Below are 23,929 nucleotides of genomic sequence, written 5' to 3'. Positions count from 1 at the left end.
ACAGGGGGCGCCGGTACCTGCGCCGCGGACGTGGGCCGCAGGTACCGGCGGATAGACTTGAATCTGCATGTCCGCATGCCGCCGAAGCTCGTACCGCAATGATTGGATGCCGCACCCTTGCGTGAATTCACCGCCCGTTTTGCCTCTGCCGAAGAGATCGCCAATTGGGATGCCCATGTCACCGCGAACCCCAACGGCGGCAACCTTTTGCAGTCGGAAGCCTTTGCCCAGGTCAAGCAGCACTTCGGCTGGAAAACCCTGCACCTGGTCTACGAGACCGCGGACTACACCAGCTACAACCTGGTCCTGGAAAAGTCCTTTCCGCTCCTGGGCAAGCTCTGGTACCTCATCAAGGGCCCGGACGTTGCCGCCGTCGAGGACATTCCGGGCATCGCCGCGGCCAACGCCGAGTTCGTCAAGCGCGCCCGGCTCGGGGTCTTCGCCATCAAGATCGAGCCGGACATCGTGCTCTCCGAGGAGGCCCGGACCGTGATCGAAGGCGCCGGGCTGGTCAAGACCCACAACCTGCAGCCCAACGACTCGACCGCGCTCCTGGACATCTCCCCGGAAGAGAACCAGCTGCTGCGCAACCTGCATTCCCGCGGCCGCAACGCCGTCCGCCGCGCCATCCGCGAATGGGTCGAGGTGCACAACGTGGAGCCCACGGAGGAGAACTTCCGCGCCATGTACGCGCTGATGACCAACACGGTGGAGGCCAAGTCCCAGGTCCGCGTCCGCGAATACGGCTACTACCGCCAGTTCTGGACCAACTTCATCGACCGGGGCCAGGGGCGGCTGCTGTTCGTGTACGAGAACGGCGTCCCCTCGGTGGGCGCCTTCGTGATCAACTACGGCCGCAAGGGCACTTACAAGGACGGCGGCTCGCTGCAGAAGCGCGCCCAGTACGGCGACTCCCACCTGGTGCAGTGGACGGCGATCAACCAGCTCAAAGAACTTGGTTGCACCGAATACGACTTCTGCGGCACACCGCCCAGCGACCAGCTCAAGGACACCTCCAACCCGTTCCACGGCCTGGGCCTGTTCAAGACCAGCTTCAGCAAGACCGTGACCGATTTTGTCGGCTGCTACGACCAGGTGCTGAGCCCGCTCAAGTACAAGGCCTGGATGGCCGCGGGGGAGCGCATTGCGCGCCAGCTTTACACCCGCCGCACGGGCCAGCAGTTCTACTAAACCGGCGCCACGGAAACTGAGGACGCCGGAATGACGAAGGAACCCGACGGCCGCCGCAGGCCACCCACCGACGCACTGCCGAAGACCGAGCCGATGTCGCCAACGCAGGTGCGGCAGAACGCTGCGGCCAAGCGGATGCTGCGCCGCCTGGTCCAGGGGGAGAACCCGCCCACCGCCCCGATGAGCATCGTGGACCGCCTCGCCGGCAGCCCCTATGCCAACCCGATGATCCAGGTGGGCGGGGTGGACACGTCGGCCCGCAAGACCATCGACTTCGCCCTGCACCTGGCCGAGTCGATGTTCCGGTACGGGGCGGGCGCGCTCGAAGTCGAAACCAGCATCATCGCCGTTACGGCGGCACTGGGCCTCAAACACATCGAAGTGGACATCACCAACCAGTCGGTGGCCATCAACTACGCCCCCAAAGACCAGCCACCCATCTCGCTGCTGCGCGTCGTGCGGTCGTGGACCAACAACTACGCCGGGCTTTCTCAGGTGCACCAGCTCGTCACGGAGATCGTGGCCGGCGGGGTTGGCCGCGACGAGGCCGTGCGCCGGCTGGAGGAAATCACCCGCAGCGCCAAACCGTTCCCGCGCTGGATGGTCACCGTCGCGTTCGGCATCTTCTCCGCCGCTTTCGTCGGCGTCCTGGGCGGCGGACCGGGCGCCTCCGCGATCGCGTTTGTGTCCAACCTCCTGGTCAGCCTGCTGGCCCGGCAGCTGGGCCGCTGGCGCACCCCGGACTTCTTCGTCACGGCCGCGTGTTCCTTCCTGGTCACCTTTATCGCCCTGTTGCTGTGGCGGTTCGGGCCCCTGGTGGGAATCCAGATAGCCCCGGCCATTGTGGTGGTGGGCGGCATCCTGCTGCTCCTGCCGACCGGGCGCCTCGTGTCGTCGGTCCAGGACGCCATCAACGGCTTCCCGGTCACGGCGGCCGGGCGGTTCCTTTCCACCATGCTGACCTTCGGCGCCCTGGTGGCCGGAATCGCCGTGGGCTTTGTGGTGGGGGACATGACCGGGATGGAACAGATCGACGTCACCGAAACATTCCCGCCGGCGTATGACCTCTGGGTGGTGGTCATCCTGATTGCCATTGCGGTGCTCATGATCGGCATCACCGAGCAGACCAGCTGGACGCTGCTGCTGCCGACCGCCGCCGTGGGCGTGGTGGGCTACCTGGTCCTGATCGGGGGAAGCGCACTGGGCGTCGGCCCGCGGTTTGCCCCGGCACTGGCAGCGGTGGTCATCGGCCTGCTGGCCCGGGTGGTGGCGCTCCGGATGGGCGCCCCGCAGCTGGTGGTGGCCGTCCCGGCTGCGCTGATCCTGCTGCCCGGACTCACCATATTCCGATCGATGTATGTGTTGACGATCGAGGAATCCGAGATCCTGCTGGGCGCGGGGGGCATGCTCAACGCTGGCGCCATCGTGATGGGTGTTGCGGCCGGCATTGTGCTCGGTGACACCCTGGCCCGGCCCCTGACCCGGGGACAGGCCAGCAACGAACGACGGCGGGCGCGACGCCGCTAGACCTGCCCGGTGTCAGATCTTCCGGCTTCAGATCTTCCCGATGGGCAGCTTCTTCTCGGCCTGGAAGTCGTCCTCCACGCGGCCCTTCGCCCAGTACCCGGACAGCGAGACCTGGGATCGTTCCAGCCCGTGCTGCACGTACAGCACGTCGCGCAGGCTCTTCATGTAGCCGCGCTCTCCATGCGCGAAGACCTGCACCCGCCCGGCCGGCCAGGCGGCGTCGCGCACCGCGGTGACCAGCAGGTCGCTGGCGCCGGCCGGAACTCCGCCGCGCAGCAGCCAGTGCAGCTCCACACCGGCGGGCGCGGCAATCGCCTGGATGTCGGCGTCGCTGTCCACCTCCAGGAAGGCCAGTCCCCGGGCATCCGCCGGCAGCGCTTCGATGGAGGCGCCAATGGCGGGCAGCGCAGACTCGTCGCCGGCGAACAAATACCAGTCCGCATCCGGATCCGGGTTGTAGCCGCCGCCCGGGCCCGTGAAAATCAGGGGATCTCCCGGCCGGGCGGCCGCGGCCCACGGACCCGCCAGGCCCTCATCGCCGTGGATCACGAAGTCGATGGCAAGCTCCCCGGCGGCCTCATCGACCCAGCGCACGGTGTAGGTGCGGGTGTGCGGCCACTGGGCGCGCGGTATGGTGTCCCGCACTTCCCAGAGGTCCAGCGGTTCGGGGTAGGCAATCCCGGGCTGCGGGAACACGATCTTGACGTACCGGTCCACAAAGGCGTTGTTCACGTAGCCGGCGAAGCCCGGACCGCCGGCAACAATCCGCACCATGTGCGGCGACAGCTGCTCGCGCCGCAGGACGGTGAGGTTGGTCTGCGGGCGGGATTTCCGGTTGGCCGAGGTGGCGGCGGGCACTGAAGTCATGGTGCTAAGCGTAACCAAGATGCCTGGGCCAGGCCCGGCTGTGGCGCCCGGACGGCCGGCCGCTCCTGCCCCCGGGGCAGAGGGTCAGGGAAGCGGCGGCAGCTCCCAATCCACCGTGCCGTCCCCCTGCTCCCGGAGCAGCGCGTTGGCACGGCTGAACGGCCGGGAGCCGAAGAACCCCCGCGACGCGGACAGCGGGCTGGGGTGGGCGCTGCCGATCACCGGCGTCGAACCGAGCAGCGGCCGGACGCCCTCCGCATCCTTGCCCCAGAGGATTGCCACGAGCGGGGCGCGGCCCCCGCCGGTGGTGGTGCGGTCCGCCACGGCACTGATCGCCGCAGCCGTGACGGCCTCCCACCCCTTGTTCCGGTGCGAACCGGCGTCCCCGGCGCGGACACTCAGGACCCTGTTGAGCAGGAGCACCCCCTGCTCCGCCCAGCGGCTGAGGTCGCCGTGAACCCGCGGCGGCAGCCCCAGGTCGGCGTCGAGTTCCTTGTAGATGTTGGCGAGGCTGCGCGGGATGGGGCGGGTGGCGCCGTCCACGGCGAACGACAGCCCCACGGCGTGGCCCGGGGTCGGATACGGGTCCTGGCCCACAATCAGCACCCGGACGTCCGCCAGCGGCTGCCGGAATGCCCGCAGGACGTTCGACGGCGCCGGCAGGACCGGGTGCCCGGCGGCAACTTCCCGGCCCAGGAAGGCCAGGACCTCACGGAGCTTCCCCTCGACCGGCGCCAGCGCCTCCGCCCAGCCGGGGGCCACCAGCTCCTCCAACGGGAGGCGGGCCAGGCCGGCGAATCCGGCATCCCCGTCCGAGGGGTCGTCCAGGTCGAACAGGGCATCGAGGTCGCGGGAATCGGAGATTGGCACAGGGCCATTGTCGCAGGACGGCAAATGACAACCCTGTTATTCGCCCGTAGCATGGGGAGAGACTTTTCACCGGAACCAGCCGCGCCTTCTCCTCAGCGCTGGAACCATCAGGACGGCAACCAGCAGGGAGTGTGTCATGGCCGAGCAAGCGCAGGAGCACCTTCCGACGGCGGAACAGGACGCCGCCGGGACCAGCCCCCAGTCGCCGCTGAGCAGCCGGGATCAGCAGATGCTCGCGCTGGAACGGCAGTGGTGGAAGTACGCCGGCGCGAAGGAACAGGCCATCCGGGAGCTCTTCGATCTCTCCGCCACGCACTACTACCAGATCCTCAACGCCCTCATCGATACCGAGGATGCGCTGGCCCACGATCCGATGTTGGTGAAGAGATTGCGTAGACTACGTACGTCACGCCAACGTGCCCGCACTGCCCGCCGATTGGGTTCAGACGCGTAAGGCACAGCCGGATGCGCGGATTCCCGCGGACCGGCCGGCGTGGGCTATTCGTCGGAAATCAGCAAGGACGTCGCTTTTACCATGACCAAATATGCTCGGGATGAATTTGATCGGGTCCCGGAGACCTCCACGCGCCAGGGTGTCCACCGGGCCGTCGCCGAGTCCCGCCGCGGCCGTCGTCTGGCTCCCATCCTCGCCGTCGGCGCCGCAGCCCTGGCAGTAGGACTGGTGGCTTTCCTGTTCCTGCCGAAGCTCGGACTCTCGAGCGCCGGAAACACCGTGGCCGCCGTCTCCGCGGAGCAGGGCGGCAGCAGCGCTGCCGCCTCCCCGGAGCCCGCCGCGTCCACCCCGGCACCCTCCGCCCCGGTGCCCTCCGCTCCGGCGGCCACCGCGTCTCCGTCCGCCACAACGTCGGCCCCGCCTGCCCCGACGGCCGAAGCTGCCGCCGTCGACAAGACCCAGCCGGTGGCCATCTTCAACGGCACCACCACCGGCGGACTGGCGAGCCGCGTGGGCGGAACGGTCTCCAGCGCAGGCTGGAAACTCGGAACCCTCGGCAACTGGGGCGGGGTGCCGCAGCAGCGCTCGGTCATTTTCTACAAGGGCGCCGCGCAGGCGGCGAACGCCGAGGCCCTCGGCGAACTCCTCGGCATCCAGACCGTGGTGGACTCGGCCGAGTTCCAGCTGCCGCTCGTCGTTGTGCTGGGGCCCGGCTTCCAGTAGCCCGTTTCGGTTACGCGTGAATAACTATTCGCGGCCCCGCCCGCCCGTGCCCTGCGCACCGGCAGGCGGCTGTGGGTACAGTATTTGCGAACTGCATGGTGCCTTCCACGGCCCGCAGTCCGCGGCGCACAGTGAGGTGGGCCGCCCGCAAGCCAACCGAAAGTGTGGACAGCATGGCATTGGGAACCGTCAAATGGTTTAACGCCGAGAAGGGCTACGGCTTCATCACGGTGGACGATTCCGGGGCCGACGTTTTTGTGCACTGGTCAGCAATCGCCGGTGAAGGCTACCGCGCCCTTGACGAGGGCCAGCGCGTCGAACTCGAAATCGGCGAAGGCCTCAAGGGTCCCCAGGCCGAGAGCGTCCGGCCCGCCTAGTGACCTTCGCCGCCAACCACGCCTCGCCGGACACCTCGCCTGCCACTGCCACTGCCAGCGCCGCCCGCCGCCGGGGTGCGCCCGCCCGGCGCGGCAGGGCCCTGGCGGTGGCGGCCACGGCCGCCCTCACCCTGACCGCGTGCCTGGGGCCGTCGGGCGGCGCCCGGGTGGGGCAATCCGACGCAAGCGGCGACGGCACCCTGCGGATCGGGCTGCTCCTGGACAACACCGGCCCCCAGGCCTTCCTCAACGCCCCCCAGCTTGCCGCCGCGAAGCTCGCCGTCAAGGAAATCAACGCCGCCGGCGGGCACAAGGGCAAACCGGTGGAGTTGCTCCCGGCAACCGTGAGCGGCGACACCGAAAGCCAGGCCAGCGCCCTCGCCGCAGCCAAGGCCGACGTCGTCATCGGCCCGACGGACTCCAGCCGGGCACCCCGCGCCATCGATGTTCTCTCCAGCGCCAAAATCGCCATGATTTCCCCCGCGAACACTGCCGGCGGGCTCAGCACGTATGACAGCGGCGGCTACTACTTCCGCACCTCGGCGGCCGACGTCGCGCAGGCCCCGGTGCTCGTCAAGCTCGCCAAGGACGGCGGAGCAGCCTCCCTTGCGGTGGTGTTCGAGGAAGGCACCTACGGCAAGGACGTGTCCGCCGCCGTCGCCGCCGCGGCCAAGGAGGCCGGCCTGGGGCCTGTCGCCGTGGCCGGGTTCGCCCCGGGACAGGCGCAGCAGGCGGCGGAGGCCGCGAAAGCTGCCGGTCCCGGCGCCGTGGTGCTGGTCGCCCGCGCGGGTGCCCAGGGTGCCATTGCGGAGCTGAACAACGCCGGCGTCGCCGGAAAGAAGCTGGTCCTCAGCGACGGTGCCGTCACCCAATACGGGCCGGGTCTCGGTTCCGGCGCCCTTGACGGCACCCGGGGGATCCTGCCGGGGAACTTCGCCTCGGCGCACTTCCAAGGTGAACTGGTTTCCGTGGACCCGGAGCTGAAGGACATGACCTTCGCGGCGGAGACCTACGACGCCGTCAACCTCGCCGCGGTCGCGGCCGCCGCCGCGCAGGACGACGCCGGTACCTCCATCGCGGGCAGCCTGATCTCGGTGTCCGGAGGTAACGTCCAGGCGTCCGGCGGCCGGGCGCCCTCTGGCGAGGCCGTGGTCTGCAAGAACTACCAGGAGTGCCTGGACGCGGTGCGGGCGGGCAACCGCCCCGACTACGACGGGGAATCCGGCGCCATCCGCTTCGATGCCAATGGCGACGTCACCGCCGCCAACTATGTCCTCTATACCTTCGGGCCGGACAATACGGCCGTCAGGACCGGCTCCGAGACCTCCACCAGCGCCGGGACTTAATCGCCCGTAGCGTAGCGGGGCTCCGCGAGGCGCCGCCAGCACGCGGGAGGGTGCCCCGCCGGCATGGCGACTGCTTGCACTCTCCCCGGGGGAGTGCTAATTATTGAGTTAGCACTCCCGCGTATTGACTGCTAAAACGGCGCCCCGGTCCCACCGGCGGCGGCGCTGCAGCAGCCGATGCCGGGAGCGAAAGAAACACCTGGCTGGGGTGAGATCCCGGGCCGTGCGGCATACAGAGGCCGCGGGGCAGGGATCGTCCGTCGCGGGCACCAAAGCCAAGGTTCATTCTTAACGACTGTCCCGAAAGGACTACTGCCGTTATGGCCAAGATCATTGCATTTGATGAAGAGGCACGCCGCGGTCTTGAGCGGGGCCTGAACATCCTCGCCGACGCCGTCAAGGTCACCCTCGGCCCGCGTGGACGCAACGTCGTCCTCGAAAAGAAGTGGGGCGCCCCCACGATCACCAACGATGGTGTTTCCATCGCCAAGGAGATCGAGCTGGACGATCCTTACGAGAAGATCGGCGCCGAGCTGGTCAAGGAAGTTGCCAAGAAGACGGACGACGTCGCTGGCGACGGCACCACCACCGCCACCGTTCTGGCCCAGGCACTGGTCAAGGAAGGCCTGCGCAACGTCGCGGCCGGCGCGGATCCCCTGTCCCTCAAGCGCGGCATCGAAAAGGCTGTTGAAGCCGTCACCCGCGAGCTCCTGGCCACCGCCAAGGAAATCGAAACCAAGGAAGAGATTGCCGCCACGGCGTCCATCTCCGCCGGCGACAACGAAATTGGCGCCCTGATTGCCGAAGCCCTGGACAAGGTCGGCAAGGAAGGCGTCATCACCGTCGAGGAGTCGAACACCTTCGGCCTCGAGCTGGAGCTCACCGAAGGCATGCGCTTCGACAAGGGCTACATCTCCGCTTACTTCGTCACCGACGCCGAGCGCCAGGAAACGGTCCTCGAGGATCCGTACATCCTGATCGTCAACTCCAAGATCTCCAACGTCAAGGAACTGGTTGCAGTCCTCGAAAAGGTCATGCAGTCCTCCAAGCCGCTGCTGATCATCGCCGAGGACATCGAGGGCGAGGCCCTGGCCACCCTGATCGTCAACAAGATCCGCGGCACCTTCAAGTCCGTCGCCGTCAAGGCTCCGGGCTTCGGCGACCGCCGCAAGGCGCAGCTGGCCGACATCGCCATCCTCACCGGTGGCCAGGTCATCTCCGAGGAAGTCGGCCTCAAGCTTGAGACCGCCGGCCTCGAACTCCTGGGCCGCGCCCGCAAGGTGGTTGTCACCAAGGACGAGACCACCATCGTCGAGGGTGCAGGCGACGCCGACCAGATCGCCGGCCGCGTGTCCCAGATCCGCGCCGAGATCGAGAACTCCGATTCGGACTACGACCGCGAGAAGCTGCAGGAGCGCCTGGCCAAGCTGGCCGGCGGCGTGGCAGTCATCAAGGCCGGCGCTGCAACCGAAGTTGAGCTCAAGGAACGCAAGCACCGCATTGAGGACGCTGTCCGCAACGCCAAGGCTGCTGTGGAAGAGGGCATCGTCGCCGGCGGTGGCGTTGCCCTGATCCAGGCGGGCGCCAAGGCATTCGCCAACCTGCAGCTCGACGGCGACGAGGCAACGGGCGCGAACATTGTCCGCGTTGCCATCGACGCCCCGCTGAAGCAGATCGCCTTCAACGCCGGCCTCGAGCCGGGCGTTGTGGTCGACAAGGTCCGCGGCCTGCCCGCAGGCCACGGCCTGAACGCAGCAACCGGCGAGTACGTCGACCTGCTGGCTGCCGGCATCAACGACCCGGTCAAGGTGACCCGCTCTGCCCTGCAGAACGCGGCTTCCATCGCCGGCCTGTTCCTCACCACCGAGGCTGTTGTGGCCGACAAGCCCGAGAAGGCCGGTGCCCCGATGGGCGGCGGCGACGACATGGGCGGCATGGGCGGCATGGGCGGTTTCTAACCACCCCGTCCCGGGGCTGGATCAACCGGCCCCGAACGCTGAGCATCAAACGGCGGCGGTCCCACCTTCGGGTGGGGCCGCCGCCGGCGTTAAGCCGTCGGGGAGCACCGGGCGGGTCCGAGGTCTGGCAGGATAGTGCAGTGACGATTACAGCAGCAGCCGACGGTTCGGCTTTAGGAAATCCCGGCCCGGCCGGATGGGCCTGGTACGTAAACGACGACTGCTGGCGGGCCGGGGGATGGCCCCACGGCACCAACAACATGGGTGAGCTCATGGCCGTGCTGGACCTGTTCCGCGCCACCGCGCACCTGCCCGGCGAGGACCTGCACATCCTCTGTGACAGCCAGTACGTCATCAACTCCGTCACCAAATGGATGCCCGGATGGAAGCGCAAGGGGTGGCGCAAGTCCGACGGCAAGCCCGTGATGAACGTTGAGCTGCTCAAGGAAATCGACCAGGCGCTGGCCGGCCGCAAGTACAAATTCGAGTGGGTGCGCGGCCACGCCGGGCATGACCTCAACGAGGCGGCCGATGACCGCGCGCGGGCCGCTGCGACGGCCTACCAGCAGGGTGTGGCTGTCCGCCAGGGCCCGGGCTTCGGGGCGGCAGCCGACGAAGCGCCCGCAGCATCACATGCATCACAGACCGCATCACAGACCGCGTCTCAGGCAGCACCACAGGCAGCGCCTCCGGGCCGGCAGGAGCTCCTTGGCGAGCCGACGCTCTTCGATGAACCGGACCTCTTCAGCGAGCTCGACGAGGATCCGACCCCGGCCCCCGGCACGGACGCGAGCCCCGAAGCCATCGTAGAAGCCCTCGAACGTGAACTCCTGAGGCCTGAGACGCGCGCCGACATCGGACGCACGGGTGTGCTGCTGCACCCGGACTTCACCGAAATCGGCAGTTCGGGCCGGATCTGGACGCGGGATGCCGTAATGATGTCGCTGGAGGAGAACCCGGACGGCCCGGCCGAGCTGGAAATCCTGGGCGCGGACCGGCTGGGGGAGCAGACCGTCCTCCTGACCTACCGCACCACCGCCCGGTCCGGGACTGCACTCCGCAGCTCCCTGTGGGTCCACGACGGCGCCCAGTGGCGGCTCCGCTTCCACCAGGGGACCCCCGAGGCCTGAGGACGCGCTCCCGTGCCCGGGGCGGGTCAGCTGAAGCGTTGGGTGTTCGCCAGCTCGGCCTGCGCGTAACTGGCAGCCGCCGAGTCCAGGGCCTGGTTGATCGAGGCGAGGGACGCCTCGACCTTTCCCTGGGTGAGCGTCCACTCGGAGATGAGGGCCTGGAAGTTGGTGGCGGCCGAGCCGCGCCAGGTGGCCTGCAGCTCGTCGAGGCCGCGCTTCATGGCCTGCACGTCCGCGCTGACCCGGTCGACCGTGGCCCTGACGCTTGCTGACTTGAGCTGGAGGAGTTCCGTATCGACGGAAATGATGCTCATGGGATGACCTTCCGACTGTGCCTGGTCCGGAATCTCCGGACACTGCGATCGTAGGCAGCGCGCGGAGCGGCGGGCAGCGGCCGGTGCGCGCATGTGGAAAACACGGCGGCTCCGGCGGACCTACGCCCCGGGGGCCTCACCGGAGCGGGTGTCCGCGCCGGACGCGGCACCGTCCGGAACCCTGCCCGGAACAGTGCCGGAAACCTCGCCCGGGACGCCGTCAGAATCCTTGGTCCAGTCCTCGTCGGCCGCCTCATCCGGCACCTCGTCCAGGAAGGGCAGGCTGACCACCAGGGTGGCGCCGCCGCCGTCGGTCTGCTCCACCCGGACGGAACCCGAATGCGAGCCGACAATGGCCGCGACAATTGCCAGCCCCAGCCCGCTGCCGCCGGTCTCGCGGGTGCGGGAGGTGTCCGCTCGGTAGAAGCGCTCGAAGATCCGCGCCGCCTCGTCCTCCGGGACGCCGGGGCCGTGGTCACGGACCTCGATGACGGATTGCCGGGTGCCGTCCCCGCCGGTCCGGACACCCACGGCCAGTTCGATGGGTGTGCCCGCAGGCGTGTAGCGCAGGGCGTTGCCCACAAGGTTCCCCACCACCTGGCGCAGCTTTGCCTCGTCGCCCAGGACCGGCGCCGGCCCGGGGGCGCCGCCGTCGAGCCCTGTCAGCGAGATGACCCGGCCGCGGTCGCTCGCCTGGGTGTCAACCACGGCATCGTTGGCAATGAGCAGCAGGTCCGCGGGCTTTTGCTGAAGGGGCCGCTGTTCGTCGATTCTGGCCAGCAGCAGCAGGTCCTCCACCATGGTCCCCATCCGCTTGGCCTCGCTTTCGATCCGCCCCATGGCAGTGGCCACGTCCTCCGGGGTGGACAGCGCACCGTGCCGGTACAGCTCGGAGAAGCCGCGGATGGTCACGAGCGGGGTGCGCAGTTCGTGCGAGGCGTCGGCGGCGAAGCGCCGCATCCGTTCCTCGGAGGCCATGCGGGCGGCGAAGGCGGTTTCGATGTGGGCAAGCATCGCGTTGAGCGAGCTGCCCAAGCGGCCCACTTCCGTGTTCGGGTTCTCGATCTCCACACGCCGGGACAGATCCCCGGCGGCAATCGCCGCGGCGGTCTTTTCAACACGGCCCAGCGGCCGGAAGGACCGGGAGATGCTCCAGGTGGCGATGAAGAAGGCCGTCACCAGCGTCAGCAGCCCGACGCCGACCACCACCAGGACCGCGTGTTCCATCACGGAGTCGACAGGCCACAGCGGCAGGCCGATCACCACCACCCAGCTCCGCTGGTTGCTGTCCACGACGTTGATTGCCACCACCCGCCAGTTGCGTCCGTCGGTGCCGCGGACCTGGAATGGGTGCTGCTCGCGTTTCGCGGCCTCGGCGGCGGTGAAGCTGGTGATATCCGGGTGGAGTTCCTTGTTGCCGCCGAACGGCACCGCCTGCTGACCGGGCGGGAAGAGCATCAGCGAATAGTCCGTGGGAATGCTTTGGTTCTGGTCCTGCAGCTGGCTGAAGGACTGCTGCTGGCGCACCGATGCGACGGCGGCCCGAAGTTTGTCGTCGACCTGCCCCTGCAGGTAGCTGTGCAGCAGGGTGAGAGTCCCGGCGCCAGTGACGGTGAGGGCCACCAGCATCAGTGCGGTCATGATAGCGACGAGCTGGGACCTCAGCGACGCCGACTTCCACCGGTGCAGCAGCAAGGTCAGCGCTTCTCGGCCGTCCGCAGCACGTAGCCGACGCCGCGTTTCGTCTGGATCAGGGCCGGGGCGTCCGGGTCAATATCCACCTTGCGGCGCAGGTAGGAGATGTAGGACTCCACGATCGAGGCGTCCCCGTTGAAGTCGTATTCCCACACGTGGTCCAGGATCTGGGCCTTGGACAGTACCCGGTTCGGGTTCAGCATCAGGTAGCGCAGCAGCTTGAACTCGGTGGGGGAGAGCTCGATCACCGTGCCGCCGCGGCGCACCTCGTGGGCGTCGTCGTCGAGCTCCAGGTCATCAACGCGGAGGACGGCGTCGTCGTCCTGCAGCGGCTGCGTGCGGCGCAGCACGGCGCGGATGCGCGCCACGACCTCATCGAGGCTGAACGGCTTGGTGACGTAGTCGTCGCCGCCGACAGTCAGCCCCATGACCTTGTCCTCGGTGTCATCCTTGGCCGTCAGGAAAAGAACGGGGAAGTGCTTGCCGGCCGCGCGCAGCCTGCGCGTGACGGTGAAGCCGTCCATGTCCGGCAGCATTACGTCGAGGACGGCCAGGTCCGGGGCATGGAGATCGGCCGCAGCCAGGGCCTCGCGCCCGTTCGACGCGGAGACGACGTCGAAACCGGCGAAGCGCAGGGACGTGGACAGCAGCTCGCGGATGTTCGGTTCATCATCGACGACGAGCAGCTTGGCTTCGGGTCCGTTCTTCTTCATGGTTCCCATGATGCTCCCAGACTCTGGGAGTTTTCTGAATGGCAGATGTGTGTTGCATTGGTCCCGCGCGGACTCCGGATCCGGGCGACCCATTCCCCTGTGACGGCGGCCACATTAGAGTGGCCCTATCGACATCGCTTAGCCGGGCTGACTCAGCCCTCTGGACCCAATGAAGAGGACACAAAGTGACGACTGAGAGCAACGCAATGGACAGTTCCGGCGCCGCCGACCGGAGCATCCGCGACTGGGCGGACCTCGCCGAGGAAATGTGGTCCTACCTCACCGGCAAAGGCGCCGCGATCAATTACAACTTCATCGACATGACGATCGAGGTTCCCCGGGACATCGGCCCGGACGCACCGCGCGCCACCTGGAAGCTGAACGGCAGCCTCCGCGTGACCACCAGCGACAAGGACGCCGTCGGTTCCGACGAGAACAGGGCCTGACCATGCCGCCGCGGTTCAGGGCCGACATCAACCTGGACTTCTCCCTCCAGGAGCCCTCCGGCGAGGAGGCCAGCGGATCGGTGAAGGCCTCCGGTACCGAGGTGGTTGTCTCGCTGGACCGCATTGACGCCCTGCAGTCCCAGCGGCTGCCGTCCCTGGGGGATCTCCGGCCCCTGGCCAAGACGCTGGCCGACCAGGGGCTCAGTGTTGCGGTGGACGGGCCTGACGGCAGGATCATCAGCTTCGGCGCCGTCGACGTGCCGGCCTCCCAACGGATCATTACCCGCTCACCCCACATCAAGCTGGGAAAGCTGGGCGTCCTGGCACCCATGCTGAAGCGCGGCCGCCGTGCCCCGGCGCGCACCTTCAGCCTGCTGCCGCCGGGGACGCTCCTGCCGTTGCTGCCGACCGTCAAGCGCCGTATTCCCCGACGCATCACCACCACCCACTACACACGGGGCGGCGGCCGGCCGCGGTTGATATTCGTCCAGGACTCGACGACGTGGAACGGCCAGGTCCCGCGCGAGTTCAGCCTCACGGCGGAGCGGGTGAGCATCGGCAGTGATGAGTCCGTGGACCTGCGGCTGCCGGGCCTCGACGGGGTGCACGCGGAGATCGTCCACAACGACCGCGACGAGTACGTCCTGGTACGGCACGGCAAAGTCACCGGCAGCTTCGGTCCCGGATCGTCTTCGGTCCTGCGCACGGGTTCCCGGCTCCAGATGGGCCAGTGGTGCCTGGCGTTCTTCCGGGAAGAGTTTGCCGACCACGGACGTCCCTTCGGCGGCCGGAGCGGCGGCGAGTTCGCCTATCAGCGGCCGCAGCGCGATCCGCGGACGGGGGCCCTGGAAACGGACAGCTCAAGGTATATCCGTTAGGCCGCGGGGGCCGGCGGCTCAGTCCGTAGGCTGGCCGGTCCCCACGTCCTTGGCGTCCATGATCCGGTAGGCGTAGCCCTGTTCCGCCAGGAAGCGCTGGCGCTTGGCCGCGAAGTCCTGGTCCAGGGTGTCCCTGGCCACCAGCGAGTAGAAGCGCGCGGCGCGGCCGTCCTTCTTGGGCCGCAGCAGCCGGCCCAGCCGCTGGGCCTCCTCCTGCCGGGAGCCGAACGAGCCGGAGACCTGGATTGCAACGGACGCCTCGGGAAGGTCGATGGAGAAGTTGGCGACTTTGGACACCACCAGGGTCTGCACGTCGCCGGCGCGGAAGGCGTCAAAGAGCTTCTGGCGTTCCTTTACTGAGGTGTCGCCCTTGATGACCGGCGCCTTCAGGCGCTCGCCGATCTCGTCCAGCTGGTCGATGTACTGGCCGATCACCAGCAGCTGCTCGCCGGCATGCTCGGCCACAAGCTGTTCCACCACCAGCGTCTTGGATTCGGACGTGGCGCACAGCCGGTACTTGTCCGCGTCCTCGGCCATTGCATACGCCACGCGTTCGTCGCGGGGCAGGTCGATCCGGACCTCCACGCAGTCGGCCGGCGCGATGTAGCCCTGCGACTCGATGTCCTTCCACGGCGCGTCGTAGCGCTTGGGCCCGATCAGGCTGAAGACTTCGCCCTCGCGTCCGTCTTCGCGGACCAGCGTGGCGGTGAGGCCCAGCCGCCGGCGGGCCTGCAGGTCGGCGGTCATCCGGAAGATCGGGGCGGGCAGGAGATGGACCTCGTCGTAGATGATGAGCCCCCAGTCGTTGCCGTCCACGAGTTCCAGGTGCGGGTAGAGTCCGCCGCGCTTGGTGGTGAGCACCTGGTACGTGGCGATGGTGACGGGCCGGACTTCTTTGACGGAGCCGGAGTATTCGCCGATCTCCTCCTCCGTGAGGGACGTACGCTTGAGCAGCTCGTCCTTCCACTGCCGGGCGGACACGGTGTTGGTCACCAGGATCAGCGTTGTGGTGGAGCTGGTGGCCATGGCGGCCGCGCCCACCAGGGTTTTGCCGGCCCCGCAGGGGAGCACGACGACGCCGCTGCCGCCGGCCCAGAAGTTCTCCGTCGCCAGCTGCTGGTAGGGGCGGAGCTTCCAGCCGGACTCGTCGAGCATGATGGGGTGCGGTGTGCCGTCCACGTAGCCGGCCAGGTCCTCGGCCGGCCAGCCGATCTTGAGCAGCAGCTGTTTCAGCTGCCCCCGCTGGGAGGAGTGCACCACCACGGTCTCGCCGTCGATCCGGGGGCCCAGCAACGGGGCGATCTTCTTGGCCCGGCTGACTTCTTCCAGCACCGGGTAATCGGAGGTGCGCATCACCAGGCCGTGCTGGGGATCCTTCTCGAGCCGCAGCCGCCCGTACCGGGACATGGTCTCTTCGACGTCGATCAGCAGGGAATGCGGCACGGGAAAACGGGAGTATTTCAGCAGCGTGTCCAGCACCTTTTCGGCGTCCAGGCCTGCAGCGCGGGCGTTCCAGAGTCCCAGCGGAGTGAGCCGGTAGCTGTGCACGTGCTCGGGGGCGCGTTCGAGTTCGGCGAACGCGGCGATGGCATGGCGCGCTTCCGTGGCCAGTTCGTGGTCCACTTCGAGCAGGATGGTTTTGTCACTCTGGACGATCAGCGGTCCATCGTTCACTGGAGCAGTTCCTCTGCGGCTTCGACGTCAATAATCCGGTGGATGGACAGGACGCGTTCGGTTTCCTTCTCGGGATCGAAAACCCTGACCCGTCCACCGCTCACAGCTACCGGAACAACCGTTTCGCGCACGGAATTCCCCAGGCTGTCGACCACGTTCATGACGACGCGCTGTTTGAGCCGGATCGCCTTCTGCAGGGTTTCCAGGCCCAGCTGGGTCGCTTCCTCGCTGCCGGGCGCCGAAGCGGGATGCCCGGCGGCGCCCGCCGGGGGGCTCTGGCTGCGGAGCACGGCCAGCTGGGCGTCGACGTCGGCGTCCGGAGGCGCGGTGCGCGGCGCGCTGTAGACCGGCCGGACACTGCCCGGCAGGGCGGTGGTGCGGCGCAGGCGGATACCGGCGGCATCCGTTTCTTCCACGGCCGGGGACAGCCCCAGGCTGCGGAGGACGTGCGCCGTTTCGCGCGGCGCGGAACGGGAGACCAGCACTGTCGGGGCGATCCGGACCAAGCCGAGGGCCGCAGCGCCCGGATTGCTGAGCAGTTCCAGGAGAGCTGTCTCGTCGTCGCTCTGGATGAAGCTCGCGGCGGAGCCCACCCGCAGCCGCGCGTGGCGGGCGGCGGTGTCCTCTATCAGGTAGGCCAGCGGCTGCGGGATCGCAGTCGCCGAGTGCGCGCCCAGGAAATCCAGCATCGACTGGGCGTCCTGGCCCGCGTCGAGCGCGCGCCGGACCGAGGAGACGGAGAAACGGTAGATGGTGGCCGGGCCCTGGCCTTCGGCGTCTGCCATGGTGAGGAGCTTCTCGGTCAGGTCCGGCGCGAGGTAGCCGGGCGCCACCGCAGTGAGGTCCGCCTGCAGGAGCACATGGTTCAGGGCGGCCGGAAGGTGCTCGCCCAGGATCCCCAGCGCCTCGTCGGGTTGTTCGGCGGCGATCGCTGCGCCGATCTGGCTGAGGGCGCCGGACCCGATCAGGCCCAGCATCTCGGCCTCGGCCAGGACCCCGCTGATCAGCGAGCTGAACCGCCGCGCCATCCGGGGCTGGGACCACTCCGCGCGCTCCAGGACCGCGGCGGCATCCAGGACCGGGGCCTGGCCGTCCGCCGCACCGGCCTCCCGGGTCAGCTCGGCCAGGATTTCCAGGATCCGCTTCCGGACCACCGGGGCATCCGGGCGCTGCGCTTCGGCCGACAGCGCGTTGATGGAGCTGCCGGCGGTGCCGCGGTGGAGGGCCGGGGTGGCTGCCTGCCCGTTGACGGGCTGCCCCACCAGCGAGGGCGCCCGTTCGCTGGCCAGCCAGGCGTTGACGAGCCACAGCCACTGCTCCTGCCGGGGAAGCGTCAGCCACTCGAGCTGCGGCGGCTGGACCCAGGCGGAACTGTCCACGTCCAGCCGGATCAGGCCAGCCAGGGCGCACAGCTCCGCCAGCACCCCGGCGTCGTGCATCTCCAGCCGCAGCCCGTCCGCCAGCCGCTTCAGCTCCCGCACGCCCACGCCGCCGCTGCGCAGCGTCACCAGCGGCTGCTCGCGGACAAGGTACAGCAGTTCCCCCACCAGCCGCAGGGTCTCCGCGATGGCGCCGAGGGCGGCATTGCGGCGCAGCGCGGCCGAGGTGGACCCCAGCCGCGGCACCGGGGGAGTCAGCGCATACTTTTCGATGACGAAGCCGCCGCGCAGCGACACGCCGACGCTGTGCGGCAGCTCCACGTGGGCCGCATCCAGCGGGACCAGCAGCCCGCGGGCGAGGAGCCAGTCCACCGGCCCGACGTCGGCGGCCTCGTGGAGCACGGAGGCGCGCCGCTGCGCCTGGGGCACGGCGCCCATGGCCCAGTTTCCGAAGCGTGCCAGCAGTGCCGTGGTGCGTTCGGGGGCGGAGTCCAGGATCCGCCGGAGCGACTCCGGTGTGGCCGTCCAGTGCTGCAGCGACAGCGCCGCCTCCATGGGTGTGGTGGCCGGGGAGATCGCCGCGCCGCTCAGGTGCAGCTCAGTCACCAGCTGCACCACCCGCTGCGCGAAGGGCGGCTGGAGGCGCACCAGTTCGGTGTAGCTGCGCCCCAGCCCGGCCGGATAGATCCCAATCACATCCTTGAGGCTGCCGACCGGCAGGTAGTACCGCAGTTTTGGACCGGCCGGCGCCCCGTGCGGTGCTTCCGCCCGGTGGACCAGGGCCAGTTCCTGCAGCGAATGCAGCATCTTGTCGATCGAGGCCAGGGTGGAGCCGTTGATGAGCTTTTTCAGCATCGGGGCGGAGGCGCTGTGCCCGGTGTCCGTGTTGGTGCACAGGTGCAGGGTTTCGAGGACCTGCATTTGCGGGCGGTTGAGCCGCTCCAGCGCCCGCTGCACGCTGACGCGGCCGCTGGCCCGGGCGGCGAGGGCGGCGAAGTCCGGGACGCCGGGGGAGATGAGGTCCGGCCGCGCGGCGAACAGGGCACGCAACGAATCATCGCTGCGTGCCTGCAGTTCCTTGCTGAGCGCGCGGATCAGGGACATCGGTGCACCGTTACCCTTCGCCCGGGCCCCGGGTCCGGCGGCGGGCCGCGACGCCGTCGATCACGAGCACCAGCATCAGCAGGAACGCCAAGGGGAGCCCGTAGAGGGCCGTGGAGGTGATCCACACCGGTGACACTGCCTGGTTGAAGGCCATCACCATCACAACGCCGACGGCCGCGAGCGACAGGACGGCGGCGGCGGCCGCAACGATCAACAGCGGCCGTCTGAATCGCAGGGGAGTCATGAAGCTAACGCTAACAGTCCGGCTTGCCCCGCGCCCCAAACGGCCAAAGTGGACCGGGCAGGATAACCTTGAAGGAACAGACCAACACGGTCCGGGCAGTCATACCCTGAACCCGCACATCAGTGCGGATGCGGTGACCGCCGGCCGTGTCACCAGCAGAACGAAGAGGGTTGATTACGTGCCTACCGGCAAGGTCAAGTGGTATGACAAGGACAAGGGCTTCGGATTCCTCGCGGGCGAGGACGGCCAGGAAGTTTTCCTGCCGAAGTCCGCGCTGCCCGAGGGGGTAACCGAGCTCAAGGCCGGTACCCGCGTGGAGTTCGGGGTGGCGGACGGCCGCAAGGGCGCCCAGGCCCTGGGCCTGCGCGTGCTCGACAAGACCCCGTCCATCGCCAAGGCCAAGCGGCCCAGCGCGAAGGACCTCGCCCCGCTGGTACAGGATCTTGTCACCGTGCTGGACAACCTGTCCGGAACGCTGTCCGCGGGCAAGTACCCGGAAGGCAACAAAGGCAAGGCGATCGCCGCCGCCCTGCGTAAGGTTGCCGACGAGCTGGACGCATAAGGCCTGGCGATGACTCCGGACAACGACCAGACCGCTCCAGCTCCCGCCGGGGACCGCGGGGCCGGGGACAAAAAAGCCGCAGCCAAAGCGGGTTCCAAACCGCGCGCCGGCGTACCCGTCTGGCGGACCGGCAAACCCGACGCCTTCCTGGCCGCCGCCGTCGACGCCGCCCGGGCTGCCATCGAGGACATTGCCCCCGCCGACCAGATCGGCGCCCATCTTGCGGCCAAGAGCGAAGGCGACCGCCTGGTCACCCACCTCTTTGAATCCCGGCTACCCGGATACGGCGGCTGGCAGTGGTACGCCGTGCTGACCCGCAACTCGCGGTCGAAAGCGGTCACGGTCAACGAACTGGGCCTGCTGCCCTCCGCGGATTCGATCCTGGCGCCGGAATGGGTGCCGTGGGCCGAACGGGTGCGCCCCGAAGATGAACAGGGCGAAGAGGAGCCCGCCGCAGCCGCAGCGCCCCCGGAGGATGCTGCTGCCGCTGGCGACGAGGCCGCGTCCGGCGCGGACGTGCCCGACGGCGTGCCTGCAGACGACAGCTTTGGCACCAACGACGCGCCGTACGTCCATGACGAAGACGACGAGCTTCCCATAGCGCAGGCTGACTGACGGTTGGAACCAACCGGGGCGCGCCGCTGTGAGGGCTGGACATGATGTCCACCTTCAAGTCCCTGCACATCCTGAACTACCGGATCTGGTTTATCGGGGCGCTCATCTCCAACATCGGGACCTGGATGCAGCGCACTGCCCAGGACTGGCTGGTCTTTGACCATCTGACCAACCATGATGCCGGCGCCATGGGCGTCACCATGGCGCTGCAGCTCGGGCCCCAGCTATTCCTCGCCCCTGTGGCCGGGCTGGTTGCCGACCGGTTCCACCGCAAACGGCTCCTGGTCCTCACTCAGTCCGGGATGGCCCTGCTGAGTGCGGCCCTGGGCCTCTTGGTGCTGTCCGGGGCCGCCCAGCTGTGGCACGTCTACGGCTTCGCCCTGCTGCTGGGGGTGATCTCCGCCCTCGACGCGCCCGTGCGGCAGACCTTTGTCTCGGAGCTGGTCCGCGACGACTACCTGCCCAACGCGGTAGCCCTCAACAGTGCCTCCTTCAACGTGGCCCGGATGATCGGCCCCGCCGTGGCGGGCGTCCTGACCGTAGCCGTCGGCCCGGGCTGGGTCTTCCTGATCAACACGCTGACCTTCGTGGCGCTGCTGCTGAGCCTGTGGCGGATTCCCGCCGCCTCGCTGCGCCAGCTGCCCAAAGCCGCCCCCGGCAAGGGCAGGATCCGGGAGGGCCTGCGCTACGTCCGGTTCCGGCCGGACATCGTGGTTGTGCTGGTGGCGGTTTTCGTGGTGGGTACCCTGGGCCTGAACTTCGTGCTGTTCATCGCGGCCATGGTGGGCACCGAGTTCGGCCTCGACGCCGGCGCCTTCGGGCTGATGAATTCCATTATGGCCATTGGTTCCGTTGCCGGCGCCCTGCTGTCAGCCGGGCGTAAAAAGCCCAGGCTGCGGATCATCTTCGGCGCGGCCGGAGCCTTTGGGGTGGCCTCCGGCCTCGCCGCGCTGGCCCCCAGCTACTTCTGGTTCGGCGTGGCACTGATCCCCGTGGGGCTCTTCGCCATCACGATGATGACCAGCGCCAACGGCTACGTCCAGACCACCACCGACCCTGTGATGCGCGGCCGGGTGATGGCGCTGTACATGGCGATCTTTATGGGCGGGACCCCGATCGGGGCGCCGCTGGTGGGCTGGGTGGCGAACGTGGCCGGTCCCCGATGGGCCATGAGCGTCGCCGCGGCTTCCGGCCTGATCGCTGCCCTGATCGGCCTGGTGTGGATCGTCCGGGCCCGGCAGCTGCGGATCCGGTTCGACCGGCGGGCCCGCGGCCTGCGGCACTTCCGCGTGGTGTCCGCCGGTGCGGACGCTTCCAATGCGGACGGCGCCGCCCGGGACTGACCCGGACGGCGCCGTCAGACGCCCGTGCGGCAAGGCCGCGCGCTGGCGCTTCCGCTATTTCTGGAGTTCGCCCACAACGAAGTCGATGCATTCCAGCAGGGCGGAGACATCGTCCGGCTCGATCGCCACGAACGTGGCGATACGGAGCTGGTTGCGCCCCAGCTTGCGGTACGGCTCGGTGTCAACGATGCCGTTGGCGCGGAGCACCTTGGCGATCGCCGCGGCGTCGATGGAATCGTCGAAATCGATGGTGGCGATGACGTTGGAACGGTCCTCGGTCTTCGCCACGAACGGGGTGGCGTACTCCGAGGCCTCGGCCCACCGGTAGATCCGGCCGGCCGAATCGGCGGTCCGGGCCGAGGCGAAGTCCAGGCCGCCGTTTGCGTTGAGCCACTGCACCTGCGCGTCAAGGGTGACCAGGGTGGCCAGGGCCGGGGTGTTGTACGTCTGGTTGAGCCGCGAGTTGTCGATTGCAGTCTGCAGGTCCAGGAAGTCCGGGATCCAGCGTCCGCCGGCCTTGATCCGGGCCGCACGCTCCAGGGCCGCGGGGGAGAACAGGCCAAGCCACAGGCCGCCGTCGGAGGCAAAGTTCTTCTGCGGCGCGAAGTAGTAGACGTCCGCTTCAGCGACGTCAACGTCCAGGCCGCCGGCGGCTGAGGTGGCGTCGACCAGGACCAGCGAGCCGGAATCGGCGCCGGCCACACGCTGGACCGGTGCTGCCACGCCCGTCGACGTCTCGTTCTGCGGCCAGGCGTAAACGTCGACCCCGGCCTCGGCCCGGGCAACAGGGCGGGTGCCGGGCTCGGACGTGATGATGGAGGAATCCGCCAGGAACGGAGCCTTGTTGGTGGCGGCGGCGAACTTCGAGCCAAACTCGCCAAAGGACAGGTGCTGCGCCTTGTTCTCGACGAGGCCGAAACTTGCGATGTCCCAGAACGCCGTCGACCCGCCGACGCCCAGGATGACCTCATAATCTTCCGGGGCGCGGAAGAACTGGCTGAGACCGTTCCGGACCGAGCCCACGAGGTTCTTGACGGGCGCCTGGCGGTGGGACGTTCCCAGCAGCCCCGACGCCGCGGCGAGGGCTGCCAGCTGTTCCGGGCGGACCTTGGACGGCCCGGCGCCGAACCGGCCATCCTTGGGCAGGAGGTTTGCGGGAATCGTGATGCTGGTGTCGCTCACAGTGGCTCCAATTTTTTTATCTGGTACAAAGTGCGGCTCGGAAAGCGGCCCGACAGGGTGGCTGCCGCGGACCCGCATTTCATTCTGCCTGACTGTCCGGCGGGGCGGGCAAAAAGACCCGTCACAGTCCGGTCACTGAGATTATCCGGAGTAATTCAAAATAGGCTAAGCTGGCCTGCGAACGTACGGCGGCCCCCGCCAGGGCGCGCGCAGCACGCGGTACGGTGGGAACACGCAAGGACGGCGCTCGAGGAGCTGAGCTGAATGACGGATCTGATCGATACAACCGAGATGTATCTGCGGACCATCCTGGAACTTGAAGAAGAGAACATCGTTGCCCTCCGCGCCCGCATCGCCGAACGGCTGCGCCACTCCGGCCCCACAGTTTCCCAGACCATCGGACGCATGGAGCGCGACGGCCTGGTGGTTGTTTCCGGTGACCGGCACCTTGAACTGACGGAAACCGGACGGAAACGCGCCATTGAAGTCATGCGCAAGCACCGGCTCGCGGAGCGGCTCCTCGCCGACGTGATCGGGCTGGACTGGGCATACGTGCATGAGGAAGCCTGCCGCTGGGAACACGTCATGAGTGAACGGGTGGAGCGGCGGATCTTCGAACTGCTGGACCACCCCACCGTCTCGCCCTATGGCAACCCGATCCCCGGCCTCGCGGAACTGACCGGCCAGCCCGCCCAGCCCTTTGCCGACGGCGTCGTGAGCCTGCTCGACGCCATGGCCGGTTACGGCCCCGGCTCCCGGATCACCGTCAGCCGGCTCGCCGAGCCCATCCAGGTGGAGCCGGAACTGCTGGTCCAGCTCGACGAGGGCGGCATCCGCCCGGGCGCCTCGGTTTCGCTGGAGCGCGTGGGGGAATACATCTCCGTCCGGGTGCCGGACATCGAAGGCGCCCTCGAACTCCCGCCCGAGGTCGCGGCCCACGTCTTCGTCACCGTCGGTTAACGGCGCCTCACCGGCTGCCCCCCTGAAGCTCGTCGGACGACCTATGAGTTCTCCACAGGTCCGGTAACGGATTTATCTCTGGACGGCTTAATCGCCTATAGTTGAACACTAGTACCGATACCAAAGCGTTATCTGATCCGAAGCCGAGCTCTGCCAGCGGATCAGTAGCAGCGTCACTTTCTGGCAGGGGCGGGGGAACCACTTCCGGCTGTTTTTGCAGCCTTGGGGTGAAGTCCGTCAGCGGCAAGCTCACACCATATGAGGAATTCTCATGGATCCCTCTGTGCCTTGGCGCTTGCCACGGCGGACCGGGTCTTTGATCTCTCTGACCCGAATCCGACAGCTAACCTCGCAGGCTCTCCAGAGAGGAACCGTTA

Annotated in this window: 23 protein-coding genes and 1 riboswitch; of the genes, 14 read left to right on the top strand and 9 right to left on the bottom strand. The window is 68.2% G+C overall.

The annotated features are described in order from the left end of the window. The first annotated feature begins 117 nt into the window (after nt 1-117). Both ACTWQD_RS13235 and ACTWQD_RS13230 read left to right on the top strand, forming a co-directional pair. Nucleotides 118-1,191, top strand: coding sequence for a lipid II:glycine glycyltransferase FemX (locus ACTWQD_RS13235; protein ID WP_443196581.1), 1,074 nt, complete (start codon nt 118-120; stop codon nt 1,189-1,191). A gap of 30 nt (nt 1,192-1,221) precedes the next feature. Continuing rightward, nucleotides 1,222-2,718 carry a threonine/serine ThrE exporter family protein gene (locus ACTWQD_RS13230; protein ID WP_443196580.1) on the top strand — a complete coding sequence of 499 codons (1,497 nt, stop codon included), beginning with the start codon at nt 1,222-1,224 and terminating at the stop codon, nt 2,716-2,718. A gap of 27 nt (nt 2,719-2,745) precedes the next feature. On the opposite strand, the gene ACTWQD_RS13225 is transcribed toward ACTWQD_RS13230, so the two are convergent. Continuing rightward, entirely contained in the window at nt 2,746-3,585 is an 840-nt protein-coding gene (locus ACTWQD_RS13225) for a siderophore-interacting protein (protein WP_443196579.1), read from the bottom strand. Nucleotides 3,586-3,669: 84 nt separating this feature from the next. After that, nucleotides 3,670-4,455, bottom strand: a complete 786-nt coding sequence (locus ACTWQD_RS13220) for a uracil-DNA glycosylase (protein WP_443196578.1) — start codon at nt 4,453-4,455, stop codon at nt 3,670-3,672. 136 nt (nt 4,456-4,591) lie between these two features. Between ACTWQD_RS13220 and ACTWQD_RS13215 the strand changes: the two genes are divergently transcribed. The 6 genes from ACTWQD_RS13215 (at nt 4,592) to ACTWQD_RS13190 (ending at nt 10,443) form a co-directional block, all read left to right on the top strand. Continuing rightward, the gene (locus ACTWQD_RS13215) at nt 4,592-4,909 is read left to right on the top strand and encodes a DUF3263 domain-containing protein (protein WP_443196577.1); all 318 of its coding nucleotides are present in this window, start codon (nt 4,592-4,594) and stop codon (nt 4,907-4,909) included. Nucleotides 4,910-4,990: 81 nt separating this feature from the next. Further along, nucleotides 4,991-5,632, top strand: a complete 642-nt coding sequence (locus tag ACTWQD_RS13210) for a LytR C-terminal domain-containing protein (protein WP_443196576.1) — start codon at nt 4,991-4,993, stop codon at nt 5,630-5,632. A 173-nt stretch (nt 5,633-5,805) separates the two neighbouring features. Further along, on the top strand, nt 5,806-6,009 hold the full coding sequence (locus ACTWQD_RS13205) for a cold-shock protein (protein ID WP_066436162.1): 204 nt from the start codon (nt 5,806-5,808) through the stop codon (nt 6,007-6,009). Further along, nucleotides 6,009-7,355: an ABC transporter substrate-binding protein gene (locus ACTWQD_RS13200; RefSeq protein WP_443196575.1), complete on the top strand. Its 1,347-nt coding sequence runs from the start codon at nt 6,009-6,011 to the stop codon at nt 7,353-7,355. Before ACTWQD_RS13205 ends, ACTWQD_RS13200 begins: the two co-directional genes overlap by 1 nt. A gap of 320 nt (nt 7,356-7,675) precedes the next feature. Next, nucleotides 7,676-9,313, top strand: coding sequence for a chaperonin GroEL (gene groL, locus ACTWQD_RS13195; RefSeq protein ID WP_066433719.1), 1,638 nt, complete (start codon nt 7,676-7,678; stop codon nt 9,311-9,313). A gap of 140 nt (nt 9,314-9,453) precedes the next feature. Beyond that, nucleotides 9,454-10,443 (top strand): RNase H family protein, encoded by a 990-nt coding sequence (locus tag ACTWQD_RS13190; protein ID WP_443196574.1) that lies wholly within the window; start codon nt 9,454-9,456, stop codon nt 10,441-10,443. A gap of 26 nt (nt 10,444-10,469) precedes the next feature. Here the strand turns inward: ACTWQD_RS13190 and ACTWQD_RS13185 are convergent, their stop codons facing one another. The 3 genes from ACTWQD_RS13185 to ACTWQD_RS13175 all read right to left on the bottom strand — a co-directional run bounded on the left by ACTWQD_RS13185 (nt 10,470) and on the right by ACTWQD_RS13175 (nt 13,165). Further along, nucleotides 10,470-10,757: a WXG100 family type VII secretion target gene (locus ACTWQD_RS13185; protein WP_443196573.1), complete on the bottom strand. Its 288-nt coding sequence runs from the start codon at nt 10,755-10,757 to the stop codon at nt 10,470-10,472. A gap of 120 nt (nt 10,758-10,877) precedes the next feature. Beyond that, complete coding sequence (locus ACTWQD_RS13180; RefSeq protein ID WP_443196615.1) at nt 10,878-12,449, bottom strand: sensor histidine kinase; 1,572 nt, start codon at nt 12,447-12,449, stop codon at nt 10,878-10,880. Nucleotides 12,450-12,454: 5 nt separating this feature from the next. Then, a complete protein-coding gene (locus ACTWQD_RS13175) occupies nt 12,455-13,165 on the bottom strand; it encodes a response regulator transcription factor (RefSeq protein ID WP_066436167.1) in 711 nt (236 codons plus the stop codon). 206 nt (nt 13,166-13,371) lie between these two features. Here ACTWQD_RS13175 and ACTWQD_RS13170 point away from each other — a divergent pair, with 206 nt between their 5' ends. Beyond that, on the top strand, nt 13,372-13,611 hold the full coding sequence (locus ACTWQD_RS13170; protein ID WP_443196614.1) for a hypothetical protein: 240 nt from the start codon (nt 13,372-13,374) through the stop codon (nt 13,609-13,611). Nucleotides 13,612-13,613: 2 nt separating this feature from the next. Further along, nucleotides 13,614-14,489, top strand: coding sequence for an FHA domain-containing protein (locus ACTWQD_RS13165; protein WP_443196572.1), 876 nt, complete (start codon nt 13,614-13,616; stop codon nt 14,487-14,489). An 18-nt stretch (nt 14,490-14,507) separates the two neighbouring features. Here ACTWQD_RS13165 and ACTWQD_RS13160 read toward each other — a convergent pair whose 3' ends face one another. From ACTWQD_RS13160 to ACTWQD_RS13150, 3 genes are read right to left on the bottom strand one after another with little or no spacing between them, the layout of a single operon-like run. Then, entirely contained in the window at nt 14,508-16,163 is a 1,656-nt protein-coding gene (locus ACTWQD_RS13160) for a DNA repair helicase XPB (protein ID WP_443196571.1), read from the bottom strand. Continuing rightward, the gene (locus ACTWQD_RS13155) at nt 16,160-18,646 is read right to left on the bottom strand and encodes a helicase-associated domain-containing protein (protein WP_443196570.1); all 2,487 of its coding nucleotides are present in this window, start codon (nt 18,644-18,646) and stop codon (nt 16,160-16,162) included. The genes ACTWQD_RS13160 and ACTWQD_RS13155 overlap by 4 nt, the downstream gene beginning before the upstream one ends. Nucleotides 18,647-18,656: 10 nt before the next feature. Then, complete coding sequence (locus tag ACTWQD_RS13150) at nt 18,657-18,890, bottom strand: hypothetical protein (protein WP_443196569.1); 234 nt, start codon at nt 18,888-18,890, stop codon at nt 18,657-18,659. Nucleotides 18,891-19,068: 178 nt separating this feature from the next. Between ACTWQD_RS13150 and ACTWQD_RS13145 the strand changes: the two genes are divergently transcribed. Genes ACTWQD_RS13145 through ACTWQD_RS13135 form a run of 3 tightly spaced genes read left to right on the top strand, consistent with a single transcriptional unit; the run spans nt 19,069 to nt 21,410 of the window. Next, on the top strand, nt 19,069-19,452 hold the full coding sequence (locus ACTWQD_RS13145) for a cold-shock protein (RefSeq protein WP_066436175.1): 384 nt from the start codon (nt 19,069-19,071) through the stop codon (nt 19,450-19,452). Nucleotides 19,453-19,461: 9 nt separating this feature from the next. After that, nucleotides 19,462-20,067, top strand: coding sequence for a DUF3027 domain-containing protein (locus tag ACTWQD_RS13140; RefSeq protein ID WP_443196568.1), 606 nt, complete (start codon nt 19,462-19,464; stop codon nt 20,065-20,067). Between the two features lie 44 nt (nt 20,068-20,111). Continuing rightward, entirely contained in the window at nt 20,112-21,410 is a 1,299-nt protein-coding gene (locus ACTWQD_RS13135) for an MFS transporter (protein ID WP_443196613.1), read from the top strand. Between the two features lie 54 nt (nt 21,411-21,464). On the opposite strand, the gene serC is transcribed toward ACTWQD_RS13135, so the two are convergent. Next, nucleotides 21,465-22,592 (bottom strand): phosphoserine transaminase, encoded by a 1,128-nt coding sequence (gene serC / locus ACTWQD_RS13130; protein WP_443196567.1) that lies wholly within the window; start codon nt 22,590-22,592, stop codon nt 21,465-21,467. Nucleotides 22,593-22,856: 264 nt separating this feature from the next. Here serC and ACTWQD_RS13125 point away from each other — a divergent pair, with 264 nt between their 5' ends. Further along, on the top strand, nt 22,857-23,552 hold the full coding sequence (locus ACTWQD_RS13125; RefSeq protein ID WP_443196566.1) for a metal-dependent transcriptional regulator: 696 nt from the start codon (nt 22,857-22,859) through the stop codon (nt 23,550-23,552). 159 nt (nt 23,553-23,711) lie between these two features. After that, a riboswitch (cyclic di-AMP (ydaO/yuaA leader) is annotated at nt 23,712-23,925 on the top strand. Nucleotides 23,926-23,929 lie beyond the last annotated feature (4 nt).

Origin of the sequence: Pseudarthrobacter sp. 1C304 (genome assembly GCF_052245515.1) — a bacterium.
Lineage (GTDB): Bacteria > Actinomycetota > Actinomycetes > Actinomycetales > Micrococcaceae > Arthrobacter.
The sequence above is the reverse complement of the archived record's forward strand: the minus strand, read 5'-3'. Positions and strand labels throughout refer to the sequence as shown.